This window comes from Cupriavidus sp. 8B (genome assembly GCF_054589115.1).
In genome coordinates this window covers 1-23,895 of record NZ_BAAILO010000130.1, presented here as the reverse complement: position 1 = coordinate 23,895, position 23,895 = coordinate 1, and the positions used below count along the sequence as shown (strand labels likewise).

Sequence of the window (23,895 nt, the reverse complement as noted above, 5' to 3'; positions counted from 1 at the left end):
AAAAGTGAGCTCGATCTGGAGCGCGTGCACCGGGGCAACGGAAGACGAAGTCGAGGTTCTCGTCACACTGTATCCCGCCAAATACGTCGTGCGCGGGGGTGAACGCCTGCCCGAAGCCCCTCGCGTGTGAGGGTGATGCAGCCTGCTCGGACTGAGGGGACCGCCCTTTTCTACGCAAGGGCGGGCGTTGGCAGTGAGGTCTCGGCCCAGAATGTGGTTACTGCGCCGCATGCCGAACCTCAAACCGATAATAAAAGGAGACAAGTCAATGAAACCAATCCGTCCCGGCCTGGCACCTGCACATTCAAGCATGCACCGGATAGACGTTCACAAACTGGCCGACGAGGCCAAGTTCAACAGCTTTCACTGGTCCGTGCTGATCTGGTGTTTCGTGATCCTAGTGCTCGACGGCTACGACCTGGCGGTCGCCGGCACCGCGCTTCCGTCGATCATGAAGGCGATGAATGTCGAGGCCTCGACCGCGGGCTTCATGGCCAGTTCGGCGCTGTTCGGCATGATGTTCGGGGCGATCGCGCTCGGCGCGCTGGCCGACAAGATCGGCCGCCGCTGGGCGATCTCGATCTGCGTGCTTCTGTTCAGCGCCTTCACCGCGGCCGCCGGGTTCACCAACGACCCTATCACCTTCAGCGCGATGCGCTTCCTCGCCGGGCTCGGCATCGGCGGCGCGATCCCGAATGCGGCCGCGCAGATGACCGAATACTCACCGAAGAAGGTGCGCAGCGTGATGGTCACGCTGATGTGCTGCGGCTACGCGGTCGGCAGCATCCTCGCCGCGCTGCTCGGCAAGCAGTTCATCGAGACCTATGGCTGGCAATCTGTGTTCATCGCCGCGGGCGCCGCAGTGGTGCTGATCCCGTTCATCCTCAAGTACATGCCTGAGTCGCTGCCATTCCTGATCAAGCAGCATGACCACACGCATCTGCGCGAAGTGATCCGGAAGATCCGACCGGACATGCGGCTCGAGCCGCACGAGGAGTTCCTCGTTCCGGCCGAGGACAAGGCAGAAGGTCCGACCGTAGGCAGGCTGTTCCTGGACGGCCGAGGCTTCAGCTCAGTGATGTTCTGGGTCGCCTATATGACCTGCCTGTTCATGCTCTACGCCCTCAGTTCGTGGCTGGTCAAGCTGCTGGGCATGGCCGGCTACAGCCTCGGTTCCGCGCTGAACTTCCTGCTCGCCTACAACGCCGGTGCAGTCGTCGGCGCCGTCGGTGGCGGATGGCTCGCCGACAAGCTGAACATCAAGTGGGTGACGACCGCATTCTTCGGGGTCGCCGCGGTCTCGCTGACGCAGCTCGGCTACGGCGCGCAGCCGCTGTTCCTGATAGTTGCCGTCGTCGGCGCGTCGACGCTGGGCACGCAAATCCTGCTGTACGCGTATGCCGGGCAGTTCTACCCGACGTCGATCCGTTCGACGGGACTTGGCTTTGCCTCGGGGGTCGGGCGCATCGGCGCGATCGCGGCGCCAATCGTGATCGGGCTGCTGGTCTCGATGAAGCTTCCGCTGGTGCAGAACTTCCTTGCCATTGCAATGGCCGCGGTGATCGGCGGTGTCGCGGTTGCTCTGATCAAGCACAAGTCCTCGGCCTCTTCGCATAGCCACGACTCGAGCGCGGTCGGGCAGCGGCCTTAATGCTCGACCCGTTGCGAGCGTACGAGTTGGTGGAGAGCCCATTCGCCGACCTGCCTGCTGGAAGCGGCGAGCGCGTGCACCCAGGCGCCAGAGGACGAAGTCGAGGTTCTCGCTCCGACTCACAACCAACCAAGGAAAATTCCGTGTCCCGCAAACTTGAAGGGAAGATCGCAATCGTTACCGGTGGATCCACCGGTATCGGGCTCGCTACCGCTAAGCGGTTTGCTAGCGAAGGGGCGCATGTCATTGTCACCGGTCGCCGACAGGCCGAACTCGACGCCGCGGTGTCCGCGATCGGTAACGCTACCGGCATCCGGGTCGACTCATCGAACATGACCGAACTGGACACGCTGTTTGATCGGGTGAAGTCGGAAAAGGGTCGGATCGACGTACTGTTCGTCAACGCCGGCGGCGGCTCGCTGATGCCGCTCGGGAATATTACCGAGGATCAGTATGACGACACCTTTGGCCGTAACGTCAAGGGCGTACTGTTTACTGTACAGAAGGCTCTACCATTGCTAGCGGACGGTGCATCAGTCATCTTGACTGGCTCCACCGCCGCCAGTGGCGGCACCAAGGCATTCAGTGTCTATGCCGCCTCAAAGGCCGCAGTACGCTCATTCGCCCGCAACTGGATTCTCGATCTCAAGGGTCGCGGTATCCGGGTCAACACGCTCAGCCCCGGACCCACCAAGACGCCAGGCTTGTTTAACCTGGCCGGGCCCGACGCCGCACGGCAGCAGGGAATACTCGACGCTCTGGCCTCGCAGATCCCAATGGGCCGCGTCGGCGATCCGGACGAAATTGCCAAGGCGGCGGTCTTTCTTGCCTCCAACGATTCAAGCTTTGTCAACGGTATTGAACTATTCGTCGACGGTGGTAAGGCTCAGATCTGAATATCGCAGCAGTTGGGCGAAGCTGGTCACCTGATGCAGATTCCTGATTCCCATCATGAGCAAAGTCATCACCGCTGCGCTGTCACCGGTGCGATTCATACGCCCTCAATGTCACGGTATCTACTGGTGGGCAGGCCGCGGAAGCGCCACAAGGCACGTCGTGAAGCGCTGGCCTGAGAGCCTACATGGACGCCGCCGTTTGCCAAGTAGAGAACGTGTGATTCAAACAGAATAAAGATTGCGAACTTACATCCGGCCTTTGCGGCGGATGGGGCCGGCGCATTCCGCACATATCAACTTCCGGGGCACGTTTCGCTTTCCGCTCGAGCTGTATCAGGAGATGCTGGTGGACGCCGCGCCCTGGCAGCGCGCGACGGGATCGTGACGAACGCCTGACAGGAGACCATCATGGATCTCGATACCGATGCCGTCGACGAAGTGGTCCTCGCGTTGCTCTACCTGAACCTGTGCGAGGAACGTCGCGCATGGAAGAGCCTGAACTGGGGCGCGCTGAACCGTCTGCACGAGAAACGCCTGATCGGCAATCCGGTCAGCCATGCGAAGTCGGTCTGCCTGACCGATGTCGGTCTGCGCAAGGGCGAGCGAGTAGTACTTCACCCACCCCGCCGATCAGCAAGTCGATGGCGAACCCGCGTGATCACCCCCAGTAGGTATCGGTGGCCGGGTCGTGCAGCGATGCTTCGATCCAGCAGTGGCACAGGTCTGCCGTTTCGTGCATCTCAGCCAGCAGTTCCTCAATAGCGCGTTCCAGGTCTGGGCCATGTGCGAACGGCATGACGATCTCGTAGCGGGCGCGGTGCTTATCGACGCAGCGCATCCGATATTCGGCCAGGCAGGACTGTTCGATCCACTTTTTGGCCTTGGGCATGCCGCGCACGAACTTGCTGTTGCGCTCGATATGCAGGTGGCTCGTGAGTACAATCCTGCAATCAACAAGGGATCAATGATATCGGAAATCCCTGCAACGACGTACACCGGAGGGCTGATGGCGAGGTCTTGGAGTTGAGGCTCGGCAGATGAGGAAATGGACGAAAAGAGGCGGCAAAGTATAACCATGGAAGCGCTCACCCGGGAGCAATTGCTCCTGGAGGTGGCACAATTGCAGGCCGAAAACGCCCGGCTGATCGCGCTCCTGGAAGCGCGTGCTGTGCATGCGGTCCAGCCCGTGCCTTCGCGTGAGCCCGCCGCATCGCCCGCACTGCGCAATGCCGACGCGGCGGGATTGTCTCCCACGCAGAAGGTGCGGCTTTTTCGGGGACTGTTCCGTGGCCGCACAGACGTCTATGCCGTGCGCTGGGAAAACAGAACCACGGGGAAATCGGGGTACGCGCCGGCCTGCGTGAACGACCAGTATCCCAGTGTTTGCGAGCGGCATCGTCGTGTCAAGTGTCCAGATTGCCATCCTCGTGTGCTGCTGCCCCTGGATGACCAGGTCATTCATGCGCATCTGACAGGCAAACATACGGCGGGCGTCTATCCGTTGATGCTGGACGGTACCTGTCATTTTCTCGCGGTCGATTTCGACAAGGGTGGGTGGCGCGAAGATGCCTGTGCCTTCCGTCAATCATGCCGGGAGCTGGATGTCCCGGTGTCGCTCGAGATATCGAGATCGGGCAACGGGGCGCACGCGTGGATCTTCTTCACGTCGGCCGTCACTGCACGCGATGCACGGCGACTGGGCTCGGCGATAATCAGTCACACCTGTGGCCAAACGCGGCAACTGGAACTGTCGTCCTACGACCGGCTGTTTCCAAATCAGGACGCCCTCCCAAAGGGCGGTTTCGGCAATCTGATCGCGTTGCCGTTGCAGAAGCAGCCGCGTGAACGTGGCTGTAGCGTATTCGTCGACGACGATTTCGAATCGTACACTGATCAGTGGACGCATCTGGCATCCGTCCGGACAATGGACAACGCCGACATCGAGGGCGCGATTTTTCGCGCGACGGGCGGCGCCCACCCGCTCGACGTGGCGTTCATCGCGGAAGAAGACCAGGCTGAGCCGTGGAAGCCGCCGCCCGCTTTGCCCAAACGCCTGAACGGGCCGATGCCCACGTCATTGACCTTGACGCTCGCCAATCAGCTCTATTTCGAAAAGGCGCAGTTGCCGCAATCCCTGCTCAATCGCCTCGTCCGGCTGGCTGCATTCCAGAATCCGGAGTTTTACCGGACTCAGGCGCGTGGCTTCAGCGTCTGGGACACGCCGCGTATTGTTTGGCGCGCCGAGAATTGTCCGAACCACATCGCGTTACCGCGCGGTTATCTGGACGACGTCATGGCGCTGCTTCGCGACAACGACATCGATTGTGTGGTGCGCGATGAGCGTTGCACAGGTGAGCCACTGGCGGTCTCGTTTGCCGGCACGCTGCGCGCCGACCAGCGGGCGGCGGTGGTGGACCTGCTGCGGCACGACACGGGCATCCTGCATGCACCGACCGCCTTCGGCAAGACGGTAACCGCGGCTGCGATGATTGCCCGGCGCGGCGTCAATACGCTTGTCCTCGTGCATCGCAAGGAGCTGCTCGAACAATGGCGCGAGCGCTTGCAGGCGTTTCTCGCGCTGGATCCACAATGCATCGGCACAATTGGCGGCGGCAAGCTTCGGGCCACTGGTCAGATCGATATCGCGATGCTCCAGTCGGTGGCGCCCGACGGCCCCCGGGGCGAACTGCTCCGGCGTTACGGACACGTCATCGTCGATGAGTGCCACCACGTATCCGCCAATTCGTTCGAGGCGGTGCTCAAAGGCGTCATGGCGCGCTACGTGCTGGGGCTGACGGCGACGCCCGTGCGGCGCGATAGCCAGCAGCCGGTGATGTTCATGCTGTGTGGCTTAATCCGGCATGCGGCGCGTCCGCCCGCGAGCGCGCCACAGGTGATGGAAGTGTTTCCGCGACAACTCACCTGCGGCGGTGACGTGCCTGCCGACGCGCCGATTCAGGACGTATTCGCACGCCTAGCGAATGACGCGCACCGCACGCACATGATTGCCACGGACATCGCTGAGCAGTATCGGCAGGGGCGCAAGGTGCTGGTGCTGACCGAGCGCACCGATCATCTGGAAAGCCTTAAACACGCACTGGGTCCGACCGTACAGCCGCTCTTCGTGCTGCACGGCCGGCTTGCGAAGAAAGCGCGCGCCGCGCAGTTCGCCGCGCTCAAGGCGCTGGCCGACGACGTGCCGCGGGTGGTGCTCGCCACCGGGAAGTTGGTTGGTGAGGGCTTCGACCATCCGGTGCTGGATACCCTCGTGCTGGCGATGCCGATCTCGTGGAAGGGGACCTTGCAGCAGTATGCCGGCCGGCTGCATCGCGAGCACGCCTCGAAGGCGGGCGTGCGCGTGCTGGATTTCGTCGATACCGGCCATCCCGCGCTGCTGCGCATGTGGGAGCGCCGCCAGCGCGGCTATCGTGCGATGGGATACCGCCTGCGCGTGCCCGGCCAGGAAGTGGAGCCCGAACTGGACCTCGCCTGAAACCACCCGTCGAGCCGGCGGTGTACGGCGGCGCGACGCAGACCACCCTGCAACAGCGTGCGCTTGAGGGCGAATATCTTGCGCAACAGGCGCGTGATCTGAGCGAGCGCCTGACGGAGCACGACGGTTTCCGTCGCTCGCTCGAGGAGAAGCTCCAGCAAGCGCGCGACGCGCTGGAACACTATCGCGCAGTCAGCAAGAAACAGCGCGGTCAGGACGCCGTCGGCACGAGCAGCAGGTCCAGCAGCTTCAGGCCGAACTGCGCCAAGCCAACCAGTTGCTGATCGTCAAGCAGAACGAGATCGCGCAACTGAACAAGGACAACGCACGACTCATCGCCGAAGCCGGCGCCGTGGCAAGGCGATCGCACGAACAGCAAGCGCACGGCGAGCAGTTGGAGACCGCGTTAAACCGGGCCCTCGCCGACCACGCTCGCGCCGAGGCCGAGCGCGACGCGCTGCTGACGACGAACCAGTCGCGGGCGGCTGAGCTCGCGCAGGCACGCGCGGCGCATGAGTCACTGGTTGTCGATCTGGCCAAACTCACCGCACAGTTCGACGCGCAAGCGCAGTTCCTTGCGGACTATCGGTCGCGCGCGGGCGCCCCTGGGTAACACCGCCAGATTTTGCACGAATAGGACGCGGCACGCGGAATCTCGGCGAGTCTCAAGTCTTTGTTTTGAAAGGGAATATCAAAACAAACCGCCAGATTTTGCACGAAAATTACGATTGCCCCGGGAACTGTGGCCCCAATCCTCGACAGAGTTGGAGCGCGCCGGCGTGCAGGCGGTCATTGCCCAGTAGTAGCCCAACGCGCGTCAAAAAAGTGCGAGCGAGTCGGCGCAGCGTTGAGCTTGGCACTGGTCCAAGCGCAGCGAGGCCACCCTGGCGGAAGCCCAGGCCACGGAGCTGACACCGGCGCCGGACGGCGAAGGGCGGTGACCGACCCACACCGGCCCCTGATCGCGCGGCCGTTTGACGGCGGCTTCCGACGCTTAAACGGTCATCTGGCCCGCGCTAGGCGGGCGTTCGAAAGCTAGCGAAGAGACAGAACGAACCGTGCAAAAGGCTTCCGGCGATTTACGCGGCGGCTGACGGCTCGGATCGTAGTTCTATCGCTTTCAGCAGCAGGTCGAACAGTGAAGCGAACTTCGTTAGGATCAAGTCGAATTCAGCTTGATAATTCCCGTCGTCGATGCTGAGTTTCGAGATTACTTTTTCGTACTCTGTCCCCTTGCGATGCGCCACGCCCGTAGAACGTACAGACTGGATACCTCGAAGGAAAGCTGCGACCTGGTCGGAATCAGCGATCTTGAGTTTCGAGAATAGCCGCTCCAAGAGCACAATCGACTTTGACTCACCGCTTTCATCGGGCATATATTCGCGTAGAGCCTTTACGTTCACCGAGTCAATCGTGACCTTTGCCACGGCGAGTATCTGCGCGTCGAATTCGGATTGCTCGTCGGTCAGCATTGACCTGATCGAGAAAAGGAAGTGTTCGTCCCTCTCTGTCAAGGGAAGGAACAAGGGCCAGCCAAACTTGCCGGTCCATTCCCCTTGCAGCCGGACGAATGTGTGCTTAAACGTGTGCTCCGGGTTTTCCGAATCGAAGAAGTTGCCCAAGAAGCTCCGCTCGAAATTCGTCCGACTGATCTTTCGGTCATCGGGAAAAAGGTTGTAACTTTTCCAATATAACTGCTCCTTCTGTGGGAGGTCTTGGCCCAAGTCGCCCAGAAACACGGAGATATGATTCGGGGCATTGTTGTCGAACCGAAGGCCCCAAGCTCCGCGTCGCGACAGATGACCGTCGCTGATTTCGTAATCAGACGAACCATAATATTTTTGCATCACCTCCTTCTTGAAGAATACGGGCGTGAGGTAATGCGGCGCCTCTGGATTCGCACCAAAATAGTTTGCGAGCTTTTCGGGATCACATGTAAACGTGAGTGGTTCGTCGACATCGCCACCAATAATGAAATCCGCGAAGCACTTCTTCCGTTCGAACGGCCAGATGCCACATCGGTCCATCGGCCCACACCGAATCAACTTCTTGCCAAGCACTCGCACGAACGAAGTGTAGCCCTTCACGTAAGATTTGCCCGAGTAACGGGTGGCGCACACGTTGTCTGACTGGACGTTGTCGGAAATGGTTTGGGACGATCTGAAGTGTCGTGTAAGTTCGAAGTAGAGAAGAAGGTGCATCTGCGTTGCATTCATGAAGCTACGCAGATAACTTCGTCGTATCTTTACCTCTTCACGTGTGAGCTTTATGACTTCCACCTCGTCGCCTGACTCATCGAAGTCATAGTAAATGCCAGTCTTGACGTCGAGGTACAGGTTATGAAGCAGACGGAATTCTTCGAGTATCTCGAGGTAGTTATCTTTGCGACCGTGGAAATCACGGTAGAGGACAAGCGGCCGAAAGCCCGGATTCGACTCCGTATAGTACGTATTTTTCTCGGCTCCATTCTCGAACGTGGTCACGAATCCGGGTCCGCCGCTACCGAGCATCAAATCCCAACTGGTGTTGGTCATTGCCCGGTCCGTCATCTGCTCACTAACTAGCGCGCAATAGAATGCACCGTCTTCGCTGTCATCGGATTCCCGGATCTGTTTGTAGACCGTTACCCAATTCTCTTCCCCGTGCTTCTTTTCGATGAATTCCAGAAAATCGTCGAGCCGTTGCTTTCCCATTCATTGTTCTCCGAAACTAACGCGGCCTAGGTCCATCGTAATGACCTCAACGGACTGTCACAAAGCAGGACGGCATAAGACGATGGCTCTCCATAATCCGCCCTGCCTCGACCGACTTCGCGAGCAGACGAGGTCAGTGACCGCCGGTGATGTGATTATTATAATCTCGTGGAGCTGCGACGGTCCGCTGTCGAGTGCATCGCTGACGCTCGAGCGTCCATGCGGAAGCTCTGGTGAACGGCTCTAGATGGCCGGGAAGGGACCGCTGCCGCTCGCCTCTCGGTCGACCCTTCCCGACGCATTTTCGCCGTTCGAGTCTTCGCCATCTCGTCGGCGGCGATCCTTTTTCGGCAACGTCCTTGTCGCCGAACAATATGCAGGCCGCCGGCGGGCTGCCACAGAACTTGTTCCCATCCGCGGCCGGGTGTGCGCTTGACGCTTAGGCCTACGGAACAAAGCTGCCTGCGTTTCCCGCGCGAGTTGCGAGCGCTGGGACAGCTCTGGTGAATCGTCTAGAATATCCATTATCGTCGTGACGATCGGAAGGATCCTCATGCGCGCTCGGAACATTGCCGGCGTCGTGGCCACGGGGCGCTGCTCTTGGGATCGGCTTCAGTGCTCGCCGACGAACATGGACACGAGGCAAGCGCCGACCAGCTCGGCAAAGTCAGCTTCCCAACCTCGTGCGACCCGAAGGTCCAGCCACTGTTCGAGCGTGGCGTGGCGCTGCTGCACTCGTTCTGGTTCACCGAGGCGGGCAAGACCTTCGCGGCGGTCATCGAGCAGGATCCGGGCTGTGCGATCGCCTACTGGGGGATCGCCGTAAATCTGTTGGGCAATTCCCTCGCAGGCCCGCCACCGCAGCGCGATGCCCAGGCGGCGTCGGAAGCCCTTGCCAAGGCTCGTGCGGTCGGGGCAAAGACCCAACGCGAGCGTGACTGGATCGACGCGATCGGCGCGTATTACCGTGACTACGACAGGGTGCCCCTCGGCGCCAGGCTTTTGGCCTACGCGGACGCCATGCAACGGATGACGCAGCGCTATCCGGAGGACGACGAAGTCTGGAATCTATTACGCGCTCTCCCTGCAGGCTGCCGCCCCACCAACGGACCGAACCTATGCCAACCAGCGCAAGTCCGCTGAGATTTTGGAGAGGCTGTTCGCGAAGAACCCGCAGCATCCCGGCGCCGCGCATTACCTGATCCATGCCTACGACTATCCGCCTCTTGCGGAAAAGGGTCTCGCCGCAGCCAGCAAGTACGCCATCATTGCTCCCGCGTCGCCACACGCGCGGCACATGCCGTCGCACATCTACACGATGCTCGGGCGATGGGAGCAATCGATCACGTCCAACCTGAGCGCGCTTGAGGTTCAGCCGGATTACTACCACGCGTTGGACTTCGTGGTCTATGCACGTCTGCAGTTGTCGCAGGACGTGAAGGCACGTGCCTTGATTGACAAGGGAGTGGCCGACGCCTTGCAGAAGCCGCCAACCTTGAAGGGCTACAAGAACTCGGTTGCGGCGATGCCGGCGCGCTATGCACTTGAGCGCGCAGACTGGAAGGGCGCCGCCGCTCTGCCCGTCACCTCGAACAACTGGGCGTACGCGGATTCGATCACGCTTTGCGCGCGGTCTCGGGATGGCGCGCAGCGGCGATCCGACCAGCGCAAGGCAGGAGATTGACGCAATGAAGAGTTTGCGCCAGGACCTTGAGAGAGCGAATGAGTCGTACTGGGTAGCACGAACTGAAGAAGAGATTACCGCTGTTGCGGCGTGGATCGCGCTGGCCGAGGGCAACCGCGCGCAGGCGGAGCAATTGATGCGAGTAGCCGCAGACGGCGAGGACGCCAGCATCAAGAACGTGGCTATGGAGAACCGGCTCTTCCCGATGCGGGAGTTGCTTGCCGACTTGCTGTTCGAGGAAGGAAAGCCGGGCCAAGCCTTGCACGAATACGAGTCGGCGCTGCGGGAATATCCGAATCGCTATCGCGGGCTGTATGGCGCGGCACGTGCAGCGGAAGCCGCCGGGCAGCGCGAGTTGGCGACCGACTATTACAGGCGACTCCTTGCGCTCGCGAAGAATGCAGACAGCGCGCGACCCGAGACTGCGGCCGCCAAAGCGTATCTCGCGGCGCACTAAATGCGCGTCGAATGGGCGGCCCGGCCACTACAGCCCACAAGTTTGACGCGCCCTGCGAAGCGAGCACGGTCGCCGTCGTTCTGATCCCCCAATTGAGAGGCCGACAAGGAACTGCTGCGCGCCGAATGCGTTGCGTATCTACGACAAGCACTGACTGATGAGAAAGCTATTCAGAGTCGCCGGTTGACGGTCCCAAGGGCCCAGACTCAGGCAGCGTACCTGTGCGTCGCGGAGGATCGCCGCACACTTGGCTATTCTGCAATCTCTTGATCTCTTGATCTCTTGGTATCGCAACTGGAATGCACCGCAGACTCCTTAGCCGATGGTGGCATCGGCTCAAACTAACGCTCGATGCCAACGCGCACGGAGCCGCAAAACAGGATGAACGCTCTCGGACCGCAACAGGACCTCCATGGAAATCTTCAAAGCCGTCATTGTGCCGCGCTGCCGGCCGGGGTGCTGATTTTCCACAACGGCCGATGCTGCGACTTGCATCGCTGGCCATCGAAAGTCCGTTACCCGTCGCAGTCCTAGCGCGACGCGGAGCGCACGACCGCACTGCACCAGCAACCGGTCGTTCGCTTTTCAGCAAGGGGGCTCTCGAACCTCTTTGCTTCAATCAGGAACACCCCGTTTATTGCATTGGATGCATCAATAGGACCAAACATTGCAATTCCCTTAACTTAGGCTCCGTCGCACACTCGCTCCCAACAACTGCTGCCGCTTGGTGCAGCCAACGAAGGAGGCGAAGTGGACGTACAGCAAGATCAACTGCAATCGTGGATAGGGCGCAGCGAGAGGTTCGAAGACACCATCTACCCCACGCCTGTCGTGGCGCTGACCGCGACCTTGGACCATCCGGCGACGCCGGTAGTTGCCGGCAGCACCCTCCCGCCACTTTGGCATTGGCTCTACTTCCTGCCGATGCATCGGCAGAGCGAAATCGGCGCCGACGGCCATGCCAGGCGCGGCGGCTTCCTTCCGCCGGTTCCCCTGCCTCGGCGCATGTGGGCCGGCAGTCAGTTCGAGTTCCGTTCGCCGATCCGCGTGGGCGACCGTGTTGCGCGGACCTCGACCATCGACGACGTCTCGACCAAGGAAGGCCGTACCGGCAAGCTCGTGTTTGTGAAGGTGCGCCACGAGGTGCGCTGCAACGAGGCCACCGAGCCGGCGCTCGTCGAGTTTCACGACATCGTTTACCGGGAAGCGCAGGGCCCGAACGACGTCGCGCCGCCCCCACAAGTCGCGCCGACCGACGCGGCCTGGCGCCGCGAGATCGTGCCCGACGACGTTCTGCTGTTCCGGTACTCCGCACTCACCTTCAATGGCCACCGCATCCACTACGACCGCCAGTACGTGACGCAGGTCGAGGGCTACCCAGGGCTGATCGTCCATGGCCCGCTGATCGCCACGCTGCTGCTAGACCTGTTGCGCCGCCAGTTGCCGGACGCAGACGTGGCGAGCTTTCGATTCAAGGCCGTGCGCCCCACATTCGACCTGAACGCATTCCACGTCAGTGGGCAACCGCAGGCCGACGGCAAATCGATCCGTCTCTGGGCCTCGGACCACGCGGGTTGGCTGACGATGGACGCCACCGCCGTGCTGCGTTGATTCACGAACGACATTCAGAGAGATAGACATGCAGCCACTCAAGGGCATCACCGTTGTCACGCTCGAGCACGCGATTGCCGCGCCCTTCGCCACTCGCCAACTGGCTGACCTCGGCGCCCGCGTCATCAAGATCGAGCGGCCAGGATCCGGCGACTTCGCGCGGGGCTACGACGAGCGCGTTCGCGGCCTGGCGTCTCACTTCGTCTGGACCAACCGTTCCAAGGAAAGCATCACGTTGGACGTGAAGCACCCCGAGGCAGCCCGGGTGCTTGAGCGGCTGGTGATGGAGAAGGCCGATGTCGTCGTGCAGAACCTCGCGCCAGGCGCGGCAGCCCGCCTCGGGCTTGGCTACGACAAGCTCTCCGGCGCCAAGCAAGGCTTGATCGTTTGCGATATTTCCGGCTATGGCGACGACCCGCACAATCCCGGCCCGTACCGCGACAAGAAGGCCTACGACCTGTTGATCCAGAGTGAGGCCGGCTTTGTCTCCGTCACCGGCACGCCTGAAGAGCCCTGCAAGGCAGGCCCCTCGATCGCGGACATTGCCGCCGGCATGTACGCCTACAGCAACATCCTCGCGGCGCTGTTGCAGCGCGGCCAGACCGGCAAGGGTCAACGCATCGACATCTCCATGCTGGAGTCGCTGGCCGAGTGGACCAGCTATCCGCTCTACTATGCATTCGAAGGGGCGGCGCCACCGCCGCGCACCGGCGCCAGCCACGCCACGATCTATCCGTACGGCCCGTTCCCGGCCGGAGACGGCACCACCGTGATGCTGGGCCTGCAGAACGAGCGCGAATGGGTCAGTTTCTGCGACAAGGTGCTACAGCTACCTGAACTCGCCACGGATCCGCGCTTCACGGCCAACTTCAGGCGAGTCGCAGAGCGGGTGGCGTTGCGTCAGATCATCGTGGATGCCTTCGCGTCCCTGACCGGCGCGCAGGTAGTCGAGAGACTTGAACTCGCGCAGATCGCCAATGCCCAAGTCAACACCATGAAGGACGTCTGGGCGCATCCGCAGCTCGAGGCGCGCGGGCGCTGGACCGAAGTGGGAACGGCGACAGGGCCGGTGCCCGCCATGCTCCCTCCCGGGACCTGGGATACCGGCCCGCGGATGGATCCAGTACCTGCACTCGGCGAGCACACGGACGCAATCCTGATGGAGCTCGGCTACAGCGCGGCCGAGATCGACGGCCTGCACACGTCCAACGCCGTCTGAGGTGGCTGTCATGCCCGCCGAAATGCTGCTTCCCGCCCGCACTTACCTCTTCGTGCCCGGCACGCGCCCGGAGCGTTTTGTCAAAGCGCTTGCCAGCGGTGCCGACAGGGTCGTGCTCGACCTCGAGGACGCCGTGGCCCCCGACGACAAGGCCAATGCACGCAGCACCATCACGACATGGCTGCAGGGTGCAACACCCGCGGAGCGGTCGCGCATCGTCGTGCGTATCAATGACGCCGGCACCCCATGGTTTGCAGCGGACCTTGCGGCTTTGAACGATGCGCCGACGACCGCCGTGCTTTTGCCCAAGGCCGAGTCGGCCGCGCAGGTCGCCGAGACGCAGGCTGCCTTGCCGGATGCCGGCATCCTCGCGCTCATCGAAAGCGCACGCGGCGTGTCCGAGGTGGACCACATCGCGGCCGCCGGCGCCCAGCGCCTGGTGTTCGGCACGCTCGATTTCGCGCTTGACCTCGACATGGACATCTCCACTGACGCTTCCGGCCTTGGCTATGCAGCCAGCCGCATCGCAATTGCCTCGCGCCTGGCGGGCCTGTCGGCACCGGTCGCAGGCGTTACGCCGCAACTGGACGACGAGGAACGCCTCCTGTCGGATCTTGCGGATGCGCGACGGTTTGGCTTCGGCGCCAAGCTGTGCATCCACCCACGCCAAGTACAGCCGATCCACGCCGCACTGCATCCGGGCGCGCAGGCACTGGACTGGGCTCAGCGCGTCCTTATTGCCGATGCTGCATCGCCCGGCGCAGCCCGGCTCGACGGTCGCATGATCGACCGGCCCGTCGTGCTGCAGGCACAACGCACGCTCGCCCTTGCCCGCAACTGACCCTATTTCCCAACTTCCCCCGCAGAGAGACAAGCACCATGGCCTCCACCATCATCGACTCGCGCATCTTCGGCGACATGTTCAGCGACGCGCGCATGCGCGAAGTCTGGTCCGACGAGAACCGCACCGCCAAGTACCTGGACATCGAGCGCGCGCTCGCGAAGGTCCAGGGTGAACTCGGCATCATCCCGAAGGAAGCCGCGGACGAGATCGTCCGCAACTGCGACCTGTCGCAGATCGACTGGGCTAGGTTGAAGGCCAAGACCGAGCAGATCGGCTATCCCATCATCGCGGTGGTCAACCAGATCAATGCAAACTGCCGGGACAAGCTCGGCGAGTATTGCCACTGGGGCGCCACCACGCAGGACATCACCGACACGGCCGCCGTGCTGCAGATGCGCGAGGGCCTGGCGCTGGTCGAGCAGGATCTGGACGAGATCGGCGATGCGCTTGCCGCCCTGGCCAGCAAGTACCGTGACACGCCCGTCATCGGCCGATCCAATCTTCAGCAGGCCACGCCAATCACCTTCGGCTACAAGATGGCGAGCATCCTGGCCGGCATCGATCGTCACCGTGAACGCCTGCAGCAACTCAAGCCGCGCGTCCTCATGGGCGAGTTCGGCGGTGCGTCGGGTACCTTGTCCTCGCTGGAGAAGGGCGCCATGGAAACCCAGGCCGGACTGATGAAGGAGCTGGGACTGGCCCAACCGCTGATCTCGTGGCACACGGTGCGCGACACGATCGCGGAAGTCGGCGCCTTCCTCGGTCTGGTCGGCGGCTCGCTCGGCAAGATTGCAATGGATGTCAAGCTGATGATGCAGACCGAAGTGGCGGAGGTCTTCGAGCCCTTCGCGCCGGGCCGCGGATCGTCGTCGACCATGCCCCAAAAGCGCAACCCGATCTCCTGCCTCTACATCCACGCCAACATCTCGGTCGCGCGCCAGCATGCCGCTGCGCTCATGGATGCGATGGTGGCCGACCACGAGCGCTCCACGGGTCCGTGGGAAATCGAGTGGGTATCGCTGCCCGAGATTTTCTGCCTGATGTCCGGCGCGCTGAAGCAGACCAAGTTCATCCTCAAGGGTCTGGAGGTCGACGCTACACGCATGCGCGCCAACATCGACATCACCAACGGGCTAGTGATGTCCGAGGCGGTGATGATGGGCCTGGGTCCGTACATCGGCCGTGAATACGCACACGACCTGGTTTATGACCTGTGCCGCCAGGCACTGGCCGACAACCGACCGCTGATCGAGATCCTGGCCGCCCACCCGGAGATCAACAAGCACGTCACGCGAGCCAAACTCGATGCCATGTGCGACCCGGCGAACAACCTCGGTCAAGCCGGCGTCATGGTCGATCGGGTGCTCAGCGCGCACCGCTGAGCCCGCTCCAGCCCTTCGATACCGACCCGAACCGGCGCAGACCGGTACGCATCTGTGCGCCTCTCAACCCGGAGACAACGTCGTGAATATCCGCAAACTCCCAAAGCTGCTTTATGTACAGGTCCTGATCGGCCTGATCCTCGGCATCGCCGTGGGCCACTATTGGCCCGAGTTCGGTGCCGCGCTGAAGCCGCTCGGCGATGGCTTCGTCAAGCTGGTCAAGATGATGATCGCGCCGGTGGTGTTCTGCACCATCGTGAGTGGCATCACTTCGCTCGGCGACTCAAAGGAGATCGGCAAGACCTTGCTCAAGGCAATGGGACTCTTCTACGCACTGACGATCCTGGCCCTCATCACGGGCCTGGTCACCGTGTTCCTGATGCAACCCGGCGCCGGCGTGCATATCGATCCGAAGAACCTCGACGCCTCCGTGGCGACGCGCTTCGCGAATCAAGTGCACATCCACGGCTTCACCGACTTCGTCATGCACATCATTCCGAATGCGTTCGTCGGCGCCTTCGCCGAAGGCGAGGTGTTGCCGGTGCTGCTGCTCGCCGTGCTCTGCGGATTCGGTCTAACGAAGATCGGGACGGCCGCCAAGCCGGTGCTCGAGGGCATCGAAGGCTTCTCGCAGATGCTCTTCGCAGCCTTCGGCATCATCATGCGGCTGGCACCGATCGGCGCATTCGGCGCGATGGCGTTCACCGTAGGGCGATACGGCATCAAGTCGATCGGATCACTCGGACTGCTGATCGGGACCTTCTATTTAGCCTGCATCTTCTTTGTCGTCGTCGTACTCGGCGTGCTGTCGCGTCTGCACGGGTTCAAGCTATGGCAGTTGATGCGCTACATAAAGGAAGAGTTGCTGGTGGTGCTCGGCACCTCCTCCAGCGAACCAGCGCTGCCCCGACTCTTACTCAAGCTCGAGCGGCTCGGCTGCAAGAAGGGAGTGGTCGGGTTGGTGCTCCCGACCGGCTATTCGTTCAATCTCGACGGCACGGCCATCTACCTCACGCTGGCGTCGATGTTCATCGCCCAGGCCTGCGACATCCATCTGTCGTGGCTCCAGATCGCCTCGATGCTGGGCATCATGCTGCTGACCTCCAAGGGCGCAGCGGGGGTGACTGGCAGTGGTTTCGTCGCCCTGGTCGCCACGCTCACGGTCATGCCCGATCTGCCAGTGGCTGGCGTGGCGCTGATCGTGGGAGTCGATCGCTTCATGTCCGAGGCGCGAGCGCTCACCAGCACCATCAGCAACGCAGTGGCCTGCATCGTGGTCTCGATCTGGGAAAACGCTTGCGACCGAGACGTGCTGCGCCGGGAATTGGCCGCGAACTACGCCAACGCCGAGCACGAACTCGAAGAGGGTTCGGTAGACTTGCCTGCGCCGCTCGGCCACGCCGGCCCGGCGCACTGAACCGGGCACCGGGCTTGGAGCACTGCCCGCCTCAGGATCTTCAACCCACCGCGCGGCGGCCTTCTGGCTTGCCGCGCTTTGCCTTCATCTCGGAGAAGAAAGCGTAGAGCTGTTGCGCCGCCGGGGACAAGGATCGACCTTTGCGCCGGATGAGACCGATCTTGCGGGTGATCACCGGGTCGTAAAGGGGCACGCTCACCAGCAGCGGATGGTCCGCGTCCGGCATGGCGATAGAAGGCACCGCGGCCACGCCGAGGCCTGCCTCCACAAGGCCGAGCATCGTCGTGACGTGCTGGGTCTCGTAGATGCTCTGCGGACGGCCGGGCAGGCTCGAAAGCGCTTGATCCAGCAGCAGCCGGTTGCCCGACGCCTTGCTGACCGAGATGTAGTCGTACTGCGCCAGTTCCGTCCAGCTCACTCGACGCTTCCTGGCAAGTGGGTGGTCGCGCCTGCAGGCCGCGACGAAACGCTCCTCCAGCAAGGGCTTGAATTCGATGTCCGGCTCCTTGCCACCGACAAAGTTCAACCCAAAGTCCGCCTCGCCCCGCGACACAGCCGATAGCACCTCGTTGGCACTGGCGTCGAAAACCTTCACCCGGATCTTCGGGTAGCGCTCGTGGTAGCGCGAGATCACCTGCGACAGGAAGTAGTAGACGGTCGAAGGCACACAGGCAATCGTCACCTCGCCCATGCGCGTGGCCGCCACACCGCGGATGCCCAGGAGCGTGTGGTCGAGGTCATCCAGGAGTTGCTGCACCTTGCGATCGAAGTCGCGTCCGACCGAGGTCAGGCTCACGCGCCGGGTGGTGCGGTCGAGCAGCCGAACGCCGAGCGCTTCCTCGAGCTTTTCGATGCGTCGGCTGAAGGCCGGCTGCGATACATGCAGCGCCTCGGCTGCCTTGCGGAAGCTGTTGAGCTCAGCCACCGCCCGGAATGCCTGCAGATCGTTGAGATTGAAGTTGATGGTCATGGCACAGGGCTCCGGGGAGCAGTCTCAGTTATCCACAGTGTGCATCAATCGATCATAAACATGCAATTCACAGAAGACATCCAAAAGCGGAACATACGATCAAGGCCAAGCAAGAGCCTACTTGCATCCACCTTTCGACAATCCATCGGAGTAGACAAATTGAAGTTACAGAAGCTTCGCCTCGTTGGTGCCGTCGCGCTGGCGGCGTCCTTTGCCTGCGGCAGCGCAATCGCCGCCTTTCCTGAAAAGCCGATCACCCTCGTGGTCCCAACGGCGGCAGGGGGTGCCAACGACGCCATGGCGCGCGTCATCGGCCAAGCCATGTCGGCCATCCTCAAGCAGCCGGTCATCGTTGACAACAAGGCGGGCGGCAACGGCGCCATCGCCTGCGAGTATGTGATGCGCGCTGCGCCCGACGGCTACACGCTCATGCTGGGCTACATCGCAACGCACGCGATGAATCCGGCGCTGCAGAAGCTTCGCTACGACCCGGTCAAGGACTTCGAGCCCGTCGGCATGGTCGGATCGTCGGCGACGGTGATGGTGCTCAATCCAGCCGTCAAGGCCGGCAACGCGAAGGAGATCGTAGCGATGCTCAAAGCCGCCCCGGACAAGACCAGCTACGCCTCGGCCGGCAACGGCACGGCGCCGCACTTTGCCGCCGAGATGTTCAAGCTTTCGACAGGTACAAGCATGCTGCACGTGCCCTACAAGGGGTCCGCGCCAGCCATCACGGACACCATCGGAGGCCAGACGCAGGTGATGTTCCCAAGCCTCTTCATGGCCATGCCGTACGTCAAGGCCGGCAAACTGAAGGCCGTGGGTGTTGCAGGCGCCAAGCGCTCGACTCTCATGCCGGACGTACCCACGCTCCAGGAGCAGGGCATCGCCGACGTCGACGTCTCGCAGTGGTACGGGATCTTCGCGCCGGCGAAGACGCCCAAGCCTGTAGTCGAACAGCTCAACAAGGTGCTCAATGAGGTGCTGGCCGACAAGAGCGTGATCAAGCGCCTCGAGGACCACGGTGCCGAAGTCTCGCCCATGACGACCGACCAGATGCGCAACTATGTTGCGCAAGAGCAGGTCAAGTGGAAGAAGGTGGTCCAGGCCGCCAAGATCACCGCGGACTGAGATGAACAGGTCGATCCCTTGCGTGCTGATGCGCGCCGGCACTTCGCGAGGCCCTTTCTTTCTGCGCGAGTGGTTGCCGGAGGGCGACGAGGCACGCGACCAGGCGCTGATCGGCGCCATCGGTGCCTCCGACCCGCTTCAGCTCGACGGTGTGGGTGGCGGCAGCACGCTGAACAGCAAGGTCGCCATCGTGTCGCGCTCGTCGCAGCCGGGCTGCGACATCGACTATCTGTTCGCGCAGGTCGGCGTGGGTCACTGCTCGGTCGACACGCGGCCGAACTGCGGAAATATGCTCTCCGGTGTTGCGCCTTTCGCGATCGAGCAGGGCTTGATTCCCGCGATGGACGGCACGACCAGCGTTCACGTCTACAACGTCAACACCAAGTCGCGGATCGACGTAACGGTGCGAACGCCCGGCGGCCGCGTGACCTATGAAGGCGACGCGCGCATCGATGGTGTGGCCGGCACGGCGGCGCCCATCCTGCTCAACTTCCTCGATGCGTGGGGTGCGGTCACCGGGCAGGTGTTCCCGACAGGCAAGCGCATCGACACGATCGACGGTATCGAGGTGACCTGCATCGATGCGGCCATGCCGCTGATGATTGTGCGCGCCGGCGATCTCGGCGTCACAGGGCGCGAGAAACCGGCGGCCCTTGATGCAAACACTGCGCTCCTCGATCGGCTGGAAAGCCTTCGCCTCGAGGCCGGGCGCAGGATGGGCCTCGGCGACGTGTCCGACAGCGTCATTCCAAAGCCGGTGCTGGTCAGCATGGGCGTGTCGAACGACAGCATCACCTCACGCTATTTCACGCCGCGCAAATGCCATGCATCACACGCCGTGACGGGCGCCATTGGCGTCGCCAGCGCGTTTGCATTGCCGGGAACGGTCGCGAGTGGGGCGGCGCGCGAACCGGGCCGCCACAAACTGGTCGTGTTGCATCCCGCCGGCCAGATCGATGTCGAAGTCGAGTTGAGCGGCCGCGCAGATTGCGCCACGGTCGAGCGCGCCGTTCTCGTTCGCACGGCACGAAAGATCATGCAAGGTGAGCTGCATCTGCCCGAATATGTGTTCTCGCGTCCAGAAGCAAGAGAAGTCGAGCCCTCAGATTTCCCGCACAGAGCCCTGACAATCATCGTGCCGACGCGCGCCGGTGGTGGCAACGACACGATGGCTCGCATCATCGCCGCCAAGTTGGGCCCGCTGCTTGGCCAGGAAGTGCTGGTCGACAACAGGGCCGGCGCGAACGGCGCCATCGCAAGCGAGTACGTGGCGGGCTCCTCGCCGGATGGCCACACCTTGATGTTCGGTTACGTCGGCACGCACGCGATGAACCCCGCACTGCAAAGGCTGGGTTACGATCCGGTTAGCGATTTTGAGCCGGTTGGGCTCGTCGGTTCTTCGTCGACCTTGATGGTCACCCATCCGGACGCCCCCGACCTGCACACGCTCATCGCTGGGCTGAAGGGGGCACCCCGCTTTTTCAGCTACGCATCTGCCGGCGATGGGACGCCGCCGCACTTCGCTGCCGAACTGTTCCAGCTCAGCAGTGGAACGTCGATGGCAAGCGCGACTTATGAGGGGGCCGCACCTGCAATCGCCGACACGGTCAATGGTCGAGCGCAGATCATGTTTCCCAGTCTATTCACGGCATACCCTTTCATCCGTGCGGGACAACTGCGCGCGTTGGCGGTGGCAGGACCGAAGCGCCTGGAGGCCCTTCCTGGCGTGCCGACGCTCGCAGAGCTGGGTGTCACTGGGGTGGATGTCGGGCAATGGTATGGGCTGTTCGCGCCGGCCGGTACGCCCGCGGCGGCCATCGATCGCCTCAATCAAGCGCTTAACGAGGTACTTGTCGATCCAGAGGTCGTCGAACGCTTCGAGAGCCATGGTGCACGCACCGAGCCCGGAGGCGCCGACGCGCTTGCGCAGAGGCTGCAGAAGGATCTGAACCGTTGGCGCCAAGTCGTGGCTCAGGCAAAGATTGCACCGAAAGAGTCGCGCCAACTCGCGCTGGATTGACGCGACGTCCCATTCGGATTGGCGCTGGCGGCGTACGCAACTTCATATCGGAGCCTCCGGTTGTGGCAAATGTCCGCTCGCAGCTCTAGACCGGCCATAGCGGACTCGCTCGTGACCGGCGGCTCAGGCCGGTCTCGGTCGGATGCTCGTCGCGGGGCTGCGGCCGTCTCTGACCGACCCATCTCGGCCATTGGCAAATGGATAGGTGAAGGGCAGAGTGTGACTGCGACGGATACGGCCACCGTCGGCAGCTCCCGACCCCTTGCAGGCCACGTTCGTCGTCGGTGAACGAACTCGGCGCCTGGCTTGGCCTGACGCCGCTCCAGCAAGCTCAGGATGGCGAGACCGGGCTCGGGCGTACCAGCCTGCGGGGCCACGTCTACCTGCGCCCGCTGCTTGTTCAAGGTGCCCGAAGTACGCTCCAGTCTGCGCTACGCACGGAACTGCGCATTCCTGTACGCGAACCCGGCCGCGCAGTCGGTTATTCTCACGCCTTCGGTCTCCCAAGTCTCGTAAGCGTTGCTTTGCAGCCCGAAGCACCAGTTCGTCCGCCGCCTTCTTAGATGGCCGCGGGCGGTCTCCCGTTGGGGATTTGAGTGCCGGGCAAATGAGCAGCGACTGGCAACGCTTGACACCGTTTCATGCTGGCTATAATGGATCATCGCCCTCCGCAAGGAGGGCCTGCGAGCCGAGGCAGGAGAAGTACCATGGCTTATGACTTGGAAGGCCAGCTCTTGGAAGTCTGCACGTGCAAGATTCTGTGCCCGTGCTGGGTCGGCGAGCCACCTGACGGGAACGGAACCTGCCAGTCGATCAACTCGTGGCACGTCGACAAGGGAAGCATCGACGGGGTCGACGTCAGCAACTTGACGATCGCTGGTGTCAATCACATACCGGGGCCCGTCCTCGAAGGCGACTGGAAGGTCATCTACTTCGTGGATGAGCGGGCGACTCCAGCCCAGCACGACGCGATGGTCAGCGTGTGGACGGGGAAACTCGGCGGCCCCGTGAAGGACCTTGTCAGCCTGTACGCTGCCATTCTCGCGGTCGAGAAAGCCCCGATCCTGTTTCAGGTTACGCAAGGGAAGGGCACGCTTCGCATCGGCAACGACTTTTCGGCGGAGATGGTGCCTTTCCAGGGTGCGACAGGTGGGTTAACAACGCTTCACGATACGGCGTTCTCGACCATCCCGGGCGCGCCCGCGTACGTCAGCAAGGCCTTGTACTACAAGGCCACCGAACCGCGCCTGGGCATCGCCGTCGATCTTCAGGGTCACAACGCAATCCAAGGTAAATTTCACTTCAAGGGCTAGCGCCTGAACGCTCACATGTGGCCTGCTCAACGCGATCGGCTGCTCGCGTTTGTCCTGCTGTCTACTAGCGCACTTGCTTGGTTCGCCCTTTGGTACTGGGGACAGTCGCCCTACGTTCACTACGTCCATCACGCCCACCTGCGAGTCTCTTGTGGCGAGAGTAGTGCCCTGTATTACGGGATGATTTTTGTTGCCGGCTGGACGGTGATGACCGTCGCGATGATGCTGCCCACCAGCGTGCCGCTGATCAGCCTCTTCTCCACAGTCGCTCGCTCGCAGCCGGACCGGCCAAGACTTGTGGCGCTCGTAGTTGCAGGATACCTGCTTACATGGGTCGCAGTCGGCATAGTCGCCTACGGCGGAGCCTTGCTGTTGCGCGAGGTGCTTGCAAGAAGCGCTTGGCTAATAGCCAACGCTTGGGTGCTAGGCGCGGTCACCTTGCTCGTGGCTGGCGCCTATCAATTTAGCTTGCTGAAGTACCGCTGCCTGGACAAATGCCGCTCTCCGTTTGCGTTTGTAGTGGCGCATTGGACAGGTGAGGATCGCCCGCGTCAGGCACTCTGGCTCGGAGTGCACCATGGCTTCTATTGCATTGGCTGTTGCTGGGCATTCATGATGCTGATGTTTTCGTTGGGCGCCGGCAATCTCGGCTGGATGCTCTTCCTCGGCGTACTAATGGCTATTGAGAAGAATTTTTCCTGGGGTCGGCATCTCGCCAAACCATTCGGCACAGCGCTCCTGTCAGCCGGGCTGATCGTGGTAGTCGAGTCGGTGATGTCGCGTCTCTGACGGCCGTTTGAAAGACCCAAGCGCAGACTCCCTACGGCCTTTATTTGCCTTCGCCGTCAACGACTGGCAGCTATAGGGGTTAGCCCGCGAGCGTCTGTAACTGGCCGACAAGCGACCGCTCGCCGGCCATCGGGTTGTCAAATTTCAGTTTGCTCTGCCATTTCGAGCGCGTCGTCTACTTCAATGCCCAGATATCGAACCGTGCTTTCAAGTCTATTGCCAGCAGTCAATAGAGCAGAGGGTTTTTTGATTAGCGGTCGCGGCCGCAGGCGCGTGAGCCGGGACCCGGCGAGGTCAGCCCGCGACCGGTCATCAAAAAACCGTT

22 protein-coding genes and 1 pseudogene are annotated in these 23,895 nt (G+C 62.2%); 20 read left to right on the top strand and 3 right to left on the bottom strand.

Features of this window, described 5'->3' with window-relative positions:
- Positions 1-310: 310 nt before the first annotated feature.
- The 7 genes from ACYP5B_RS14185 to ACYP5B_RS14155 all read left to right on the top strand — a co-directional run bounded on the left by ACYP5B_RS14185 (position 311) and on the right by ACYP5B_RS14155 (position 6,653).
- Positions 311-1,651, top strand: coding sequence for an MFS transporter (locus tag ACYP5B_RS14185; protein ID WP_459570139.1), 1,341 nt, complete (start codon positions 311-313; stop codon positions 1,649-1,651).
- 143 nt (positions 1,652-1,794) lie between these two features.
- Positions 1,795-2,547: an SDR family oxidoreductase gene (locus tag ACYP5B_RS14180; protein ID WP_459570138.1), complete on the top strand. Its 753-nt coding sequence runs from the start codon at positions 1,795-1,797 to the stop codon at positions 2,545-2,547.
- A gap of 408 nt (positions 2,548-2,955) precedes the next feature.
- Positions 2,956-3,309, top strand: a complete 354-nt coding sequence (locus ACYP5B_RS14175; RefSeq protein ID WP_459570137.1) for a DUF6429 family protein — start codon at positions 2,956-2,958, stop codon at positions 3,307-3,309.
- Positions 3,281-3,574, top strand: coding sequence for a hypothetical protein (locus ACYP5B_RS14170; RefSeq protein WP_459570136.1), 294 nt, complete (start codon positions 3,281-3,283; stop codon positions 3,572-3,574). The genes ACYP5B_RS14175 and ACYP5B_RS14170 overlap by 29 nt, the downstream gene beginning before the upstream one ends.
- Before the next feature lie 48 nt (positions 3,575-3,622).
- Complete coding sequence (locus tag ACYP5B_RS14165) at positions 3,623-6,040, top strand: TOTE conflict system archaeo-eukaryotic primase domain-containing protein (RefSeq protein WP_459570135.1); 2,418 nt, start codon at positions 3,623-3,625, stop codon at positions 6,038-6,040.
- Positions 6,041-6,060: 20 nt separating this feature from the next.
- Complete coding sequence (locus ACYP5B_RS14160; RefSeq protein WP_459570134.1) at positions 6,061-6,324, top strand: hypothetical protein; 264 nt, start codon at positions 6,061-6,063, stop codon at positions 6,322-6,324.
- The gene (locus tag ACYP5B_RS14155; protein ID WP_459570133.1) at positions 6,318-6,653 is read left to right on the top strand and encodes an integrase; all 336 of its coding nucleotides are present in this window, start codon (positions 6,318-6,320) and stop codon (positions 6,651-6,653) included. Before ACYP5B_RS14160 ends, ACYP5B_RS14155 begins: the two co-directional genes overlap by 7 nt.
- Positions 6,654-7,119: 466 nt before the next feature.
- Here ACYP5B_RS14155 and ACYP5B_RS14150 read toward each other — a convergent pair whose 3' ends face one another.
- The gene (locus ACYP5B_RS14150) at positions 7,120-8,733 is read right to left on the bottom strand and encodes a hypothetical protein (protein WP_459570132.1); all 1,614 of its coding nucleotides are present in this window, start codon (positions 8,731-8,733) and stop codon (positions 7,120-7,122) included.
- Positions 8,734-9,348: 615 nt separating this feature from the next.
- Here ACYP5B_RS14150 and ACYP5B_RS14145 point away from each other — a divergent pair.
- The 8 genes from ACYP5B_RS14145 (at position 9,349) to dctA (ending at position 17,347) form a co-directional block, all read left to right on the top strand.
- Positions 9,349-9,876: a hypothetical protein gene (locus ACYP5B_RS14145; RefSeq protein WP_459570131.1), complete on the top strand. Its 528-nt coding sequence runs from the start codon at positions 9,349-9,351 to the stop codon at positions 9,874-9,876.
- Between the two features lie 4 nt (positions 9,877-9,880).
- Positions 9,881-10,417, top strand: coding sequence for a hypothetical protein (locus tag ACYP5B_RS14140; protein WP_459570130.1), 537 nt, complete (start codon positions 9,881-9,883; stop codon positions 10,415-10,417).
- Between the two features lie 4 nt (positions 10,418-10,421).
- Positions 10,422-10,874 (top strand): hypothetical protein, encoded by a 453-nt coding sequence (locus tag ACYP5B_RS14135; protein WP_459570129.1) that lies wholly within the window; start codon positions 10,422-10,424, stop codon positions 10,872-10,874.
- 750 nt (positions 10,875-11,624) lie between these two features.
- Positions 11,625-12,485 (top strand): HTD2 family dehydratase, encoded by an 861-nt coding sequence (locus ACYP5B_RS14130; RefSeq protein WP_459570128.1) that lies wholly within the window; start codon positions 11,625-11,627, stop codon positions 12,483-12,485.
- A gap of 28 nt (positions 12,486-12,513) precedes the next feature.
- Positions 12,514-13,704 (top strand): CaiB/BaiF CoA transferase family protein, encoded by a 1,191-nt coding sequence (locus ACYP5B_RS14125; RefSeq protein WP_459570127.1) that lies wholly within the window; start codon positions 12,514-12,516, stop codon positions 13,702-13,704.
- Between the two features lie 10 nt (positions 13,705-13,714).
- Positions 13,715-14,545, top strand: coding sequence for an HpcH/HpaI aldolase/citrate lyase family protein (locus ACYP5B_RS14120; protein WP_459570126.1), 831 nt, complete (start codon positions 13,715-13,717; stop codon positions 14,543-14,545).
- Positions 14,546-14,583: 38 nt separating this feature from the next.
- Positions 14,584-15,930 (top strand): class-II fumarase/aspartase family protein, encoded by a 1,347-nt coding sequence (locus tag ACYP5B_RS14115; RefSeq protein WP_400100539.1) that lies wholly within the window; start codon positions 14,584-14,586, stop codon positions 15,928-15,930.
- Complete coding sequence (dctA, locus tag ACYP5B_RS14110; protein WP_459570125.1) at positions 15,854-17,347, top strand: C4-dicarboxylate transporter DctA; 1,494 nt, start codon at positions 15,854-15,856, stop codon at positions 17,345-17,347. Before ACYP5B_RS14115 ends, dctA begins: the two co-directional genes overlap by 77 nt.
- Positions 17,348-17,387: 40 nt before the next feature.
- On the opposite strand, the gene ACYP5B_RS14105 is transcribed toward dctA, so the two are convergent.
- Positions 17,388-18,317, bottom strand: coding sequence for a LysR family transcriptional regulator (locus ACYP5B_RS14105; protein ID WP_459570124.1), 930 nt, complete (start codon positions 18,315-18,317; stop codon positions 17,388-17,390).
- 159 nt (positions 18,318-18,476) lie between these two features.
- Here ACYP5B_RS14105 and ACYP5B_RS14100 point away from each other — a divergent pair, with 159 nt between their 5' ends.
- The 5 genes from ACYP5B_RS14100 (at position 18,477) to ACYP5B_RS14080 (ending at position 23,570) form a co-directional block, all read left to right on the top strand.
- Positions 18,477-19,448: a Bug family tripartite tricarboxylate transporter substrate binding protein gene (locus ACYP5B_RS14100; RefSeq protein ID WP_459570123.1), complete on the top strand. Its 972-nt coding sequence runs from the start codon at positions 18,477-18,479 to the stop codon at positions 19,446-19,448.
- Between the two features lies 1 nt (position 19,449).
- The gene (locus tag ACYP5B_RS14095; protein ID WP_459570122.1) at positions 19,450-21,468 is read left to right on the top strand and encodes a 4-oxalomesaconate tautomerase; all 2,019 of its coding nucleotides are present in this window, start codon (positions 19,450-19,452) and stop codon (positions 21,466-21,468) included.
- A 284-nt stretch (positions 21,469-21,752) separates the two neighbouring features.
- A complete protein-coding gene (locus ACYP5B_RS14090) occupies positions 21,753-22,031 on the top strand; it encodes a transposase (RefSeq protein WP_459570121.1) in 279 nt (92 codons plus the stop codon).
- A gap of 144 nt (positions 22,032-22,175) precedes the next feature.
- Positions 22,176-22,781: a DUF1326 domain-containing protein gene (locus ACYP5B_RS14085; RefSeq protein WP_459570120.1), complete on the top strand. Its 606-nt coding sequence runs from the start codon at positions 22,176-22,178 to the stop codon at positions 22,779-22,781.
- Positions 22,782-22,961: 180 nt separating this feature from the next.
- Positions 22,962-23,570 carry a DUF2182 domain-containing protein gene (locus ACYP5B_RS14080; RefSeq protein ID WP_459570119.1) on the top strand — a complete coding sequence of 203 codons (609 nt, stop codon included), beginning with the start codon at positions 22,962-22,964 and terminating at the stop codon, positions 23,568-23,570.
- 137 nt (positions 23,571-23,707) lie between these two features.
- Here ACYP5B_RS14080 and ACYP5B_RS14075 read toward each other — a convergent pair.
- Positions 23,708-23,895 (bottom strand): annotated as a pseudogene (locus tag ACYP5B_RS14075) (hypothetical protein); the annotation flags it as partial.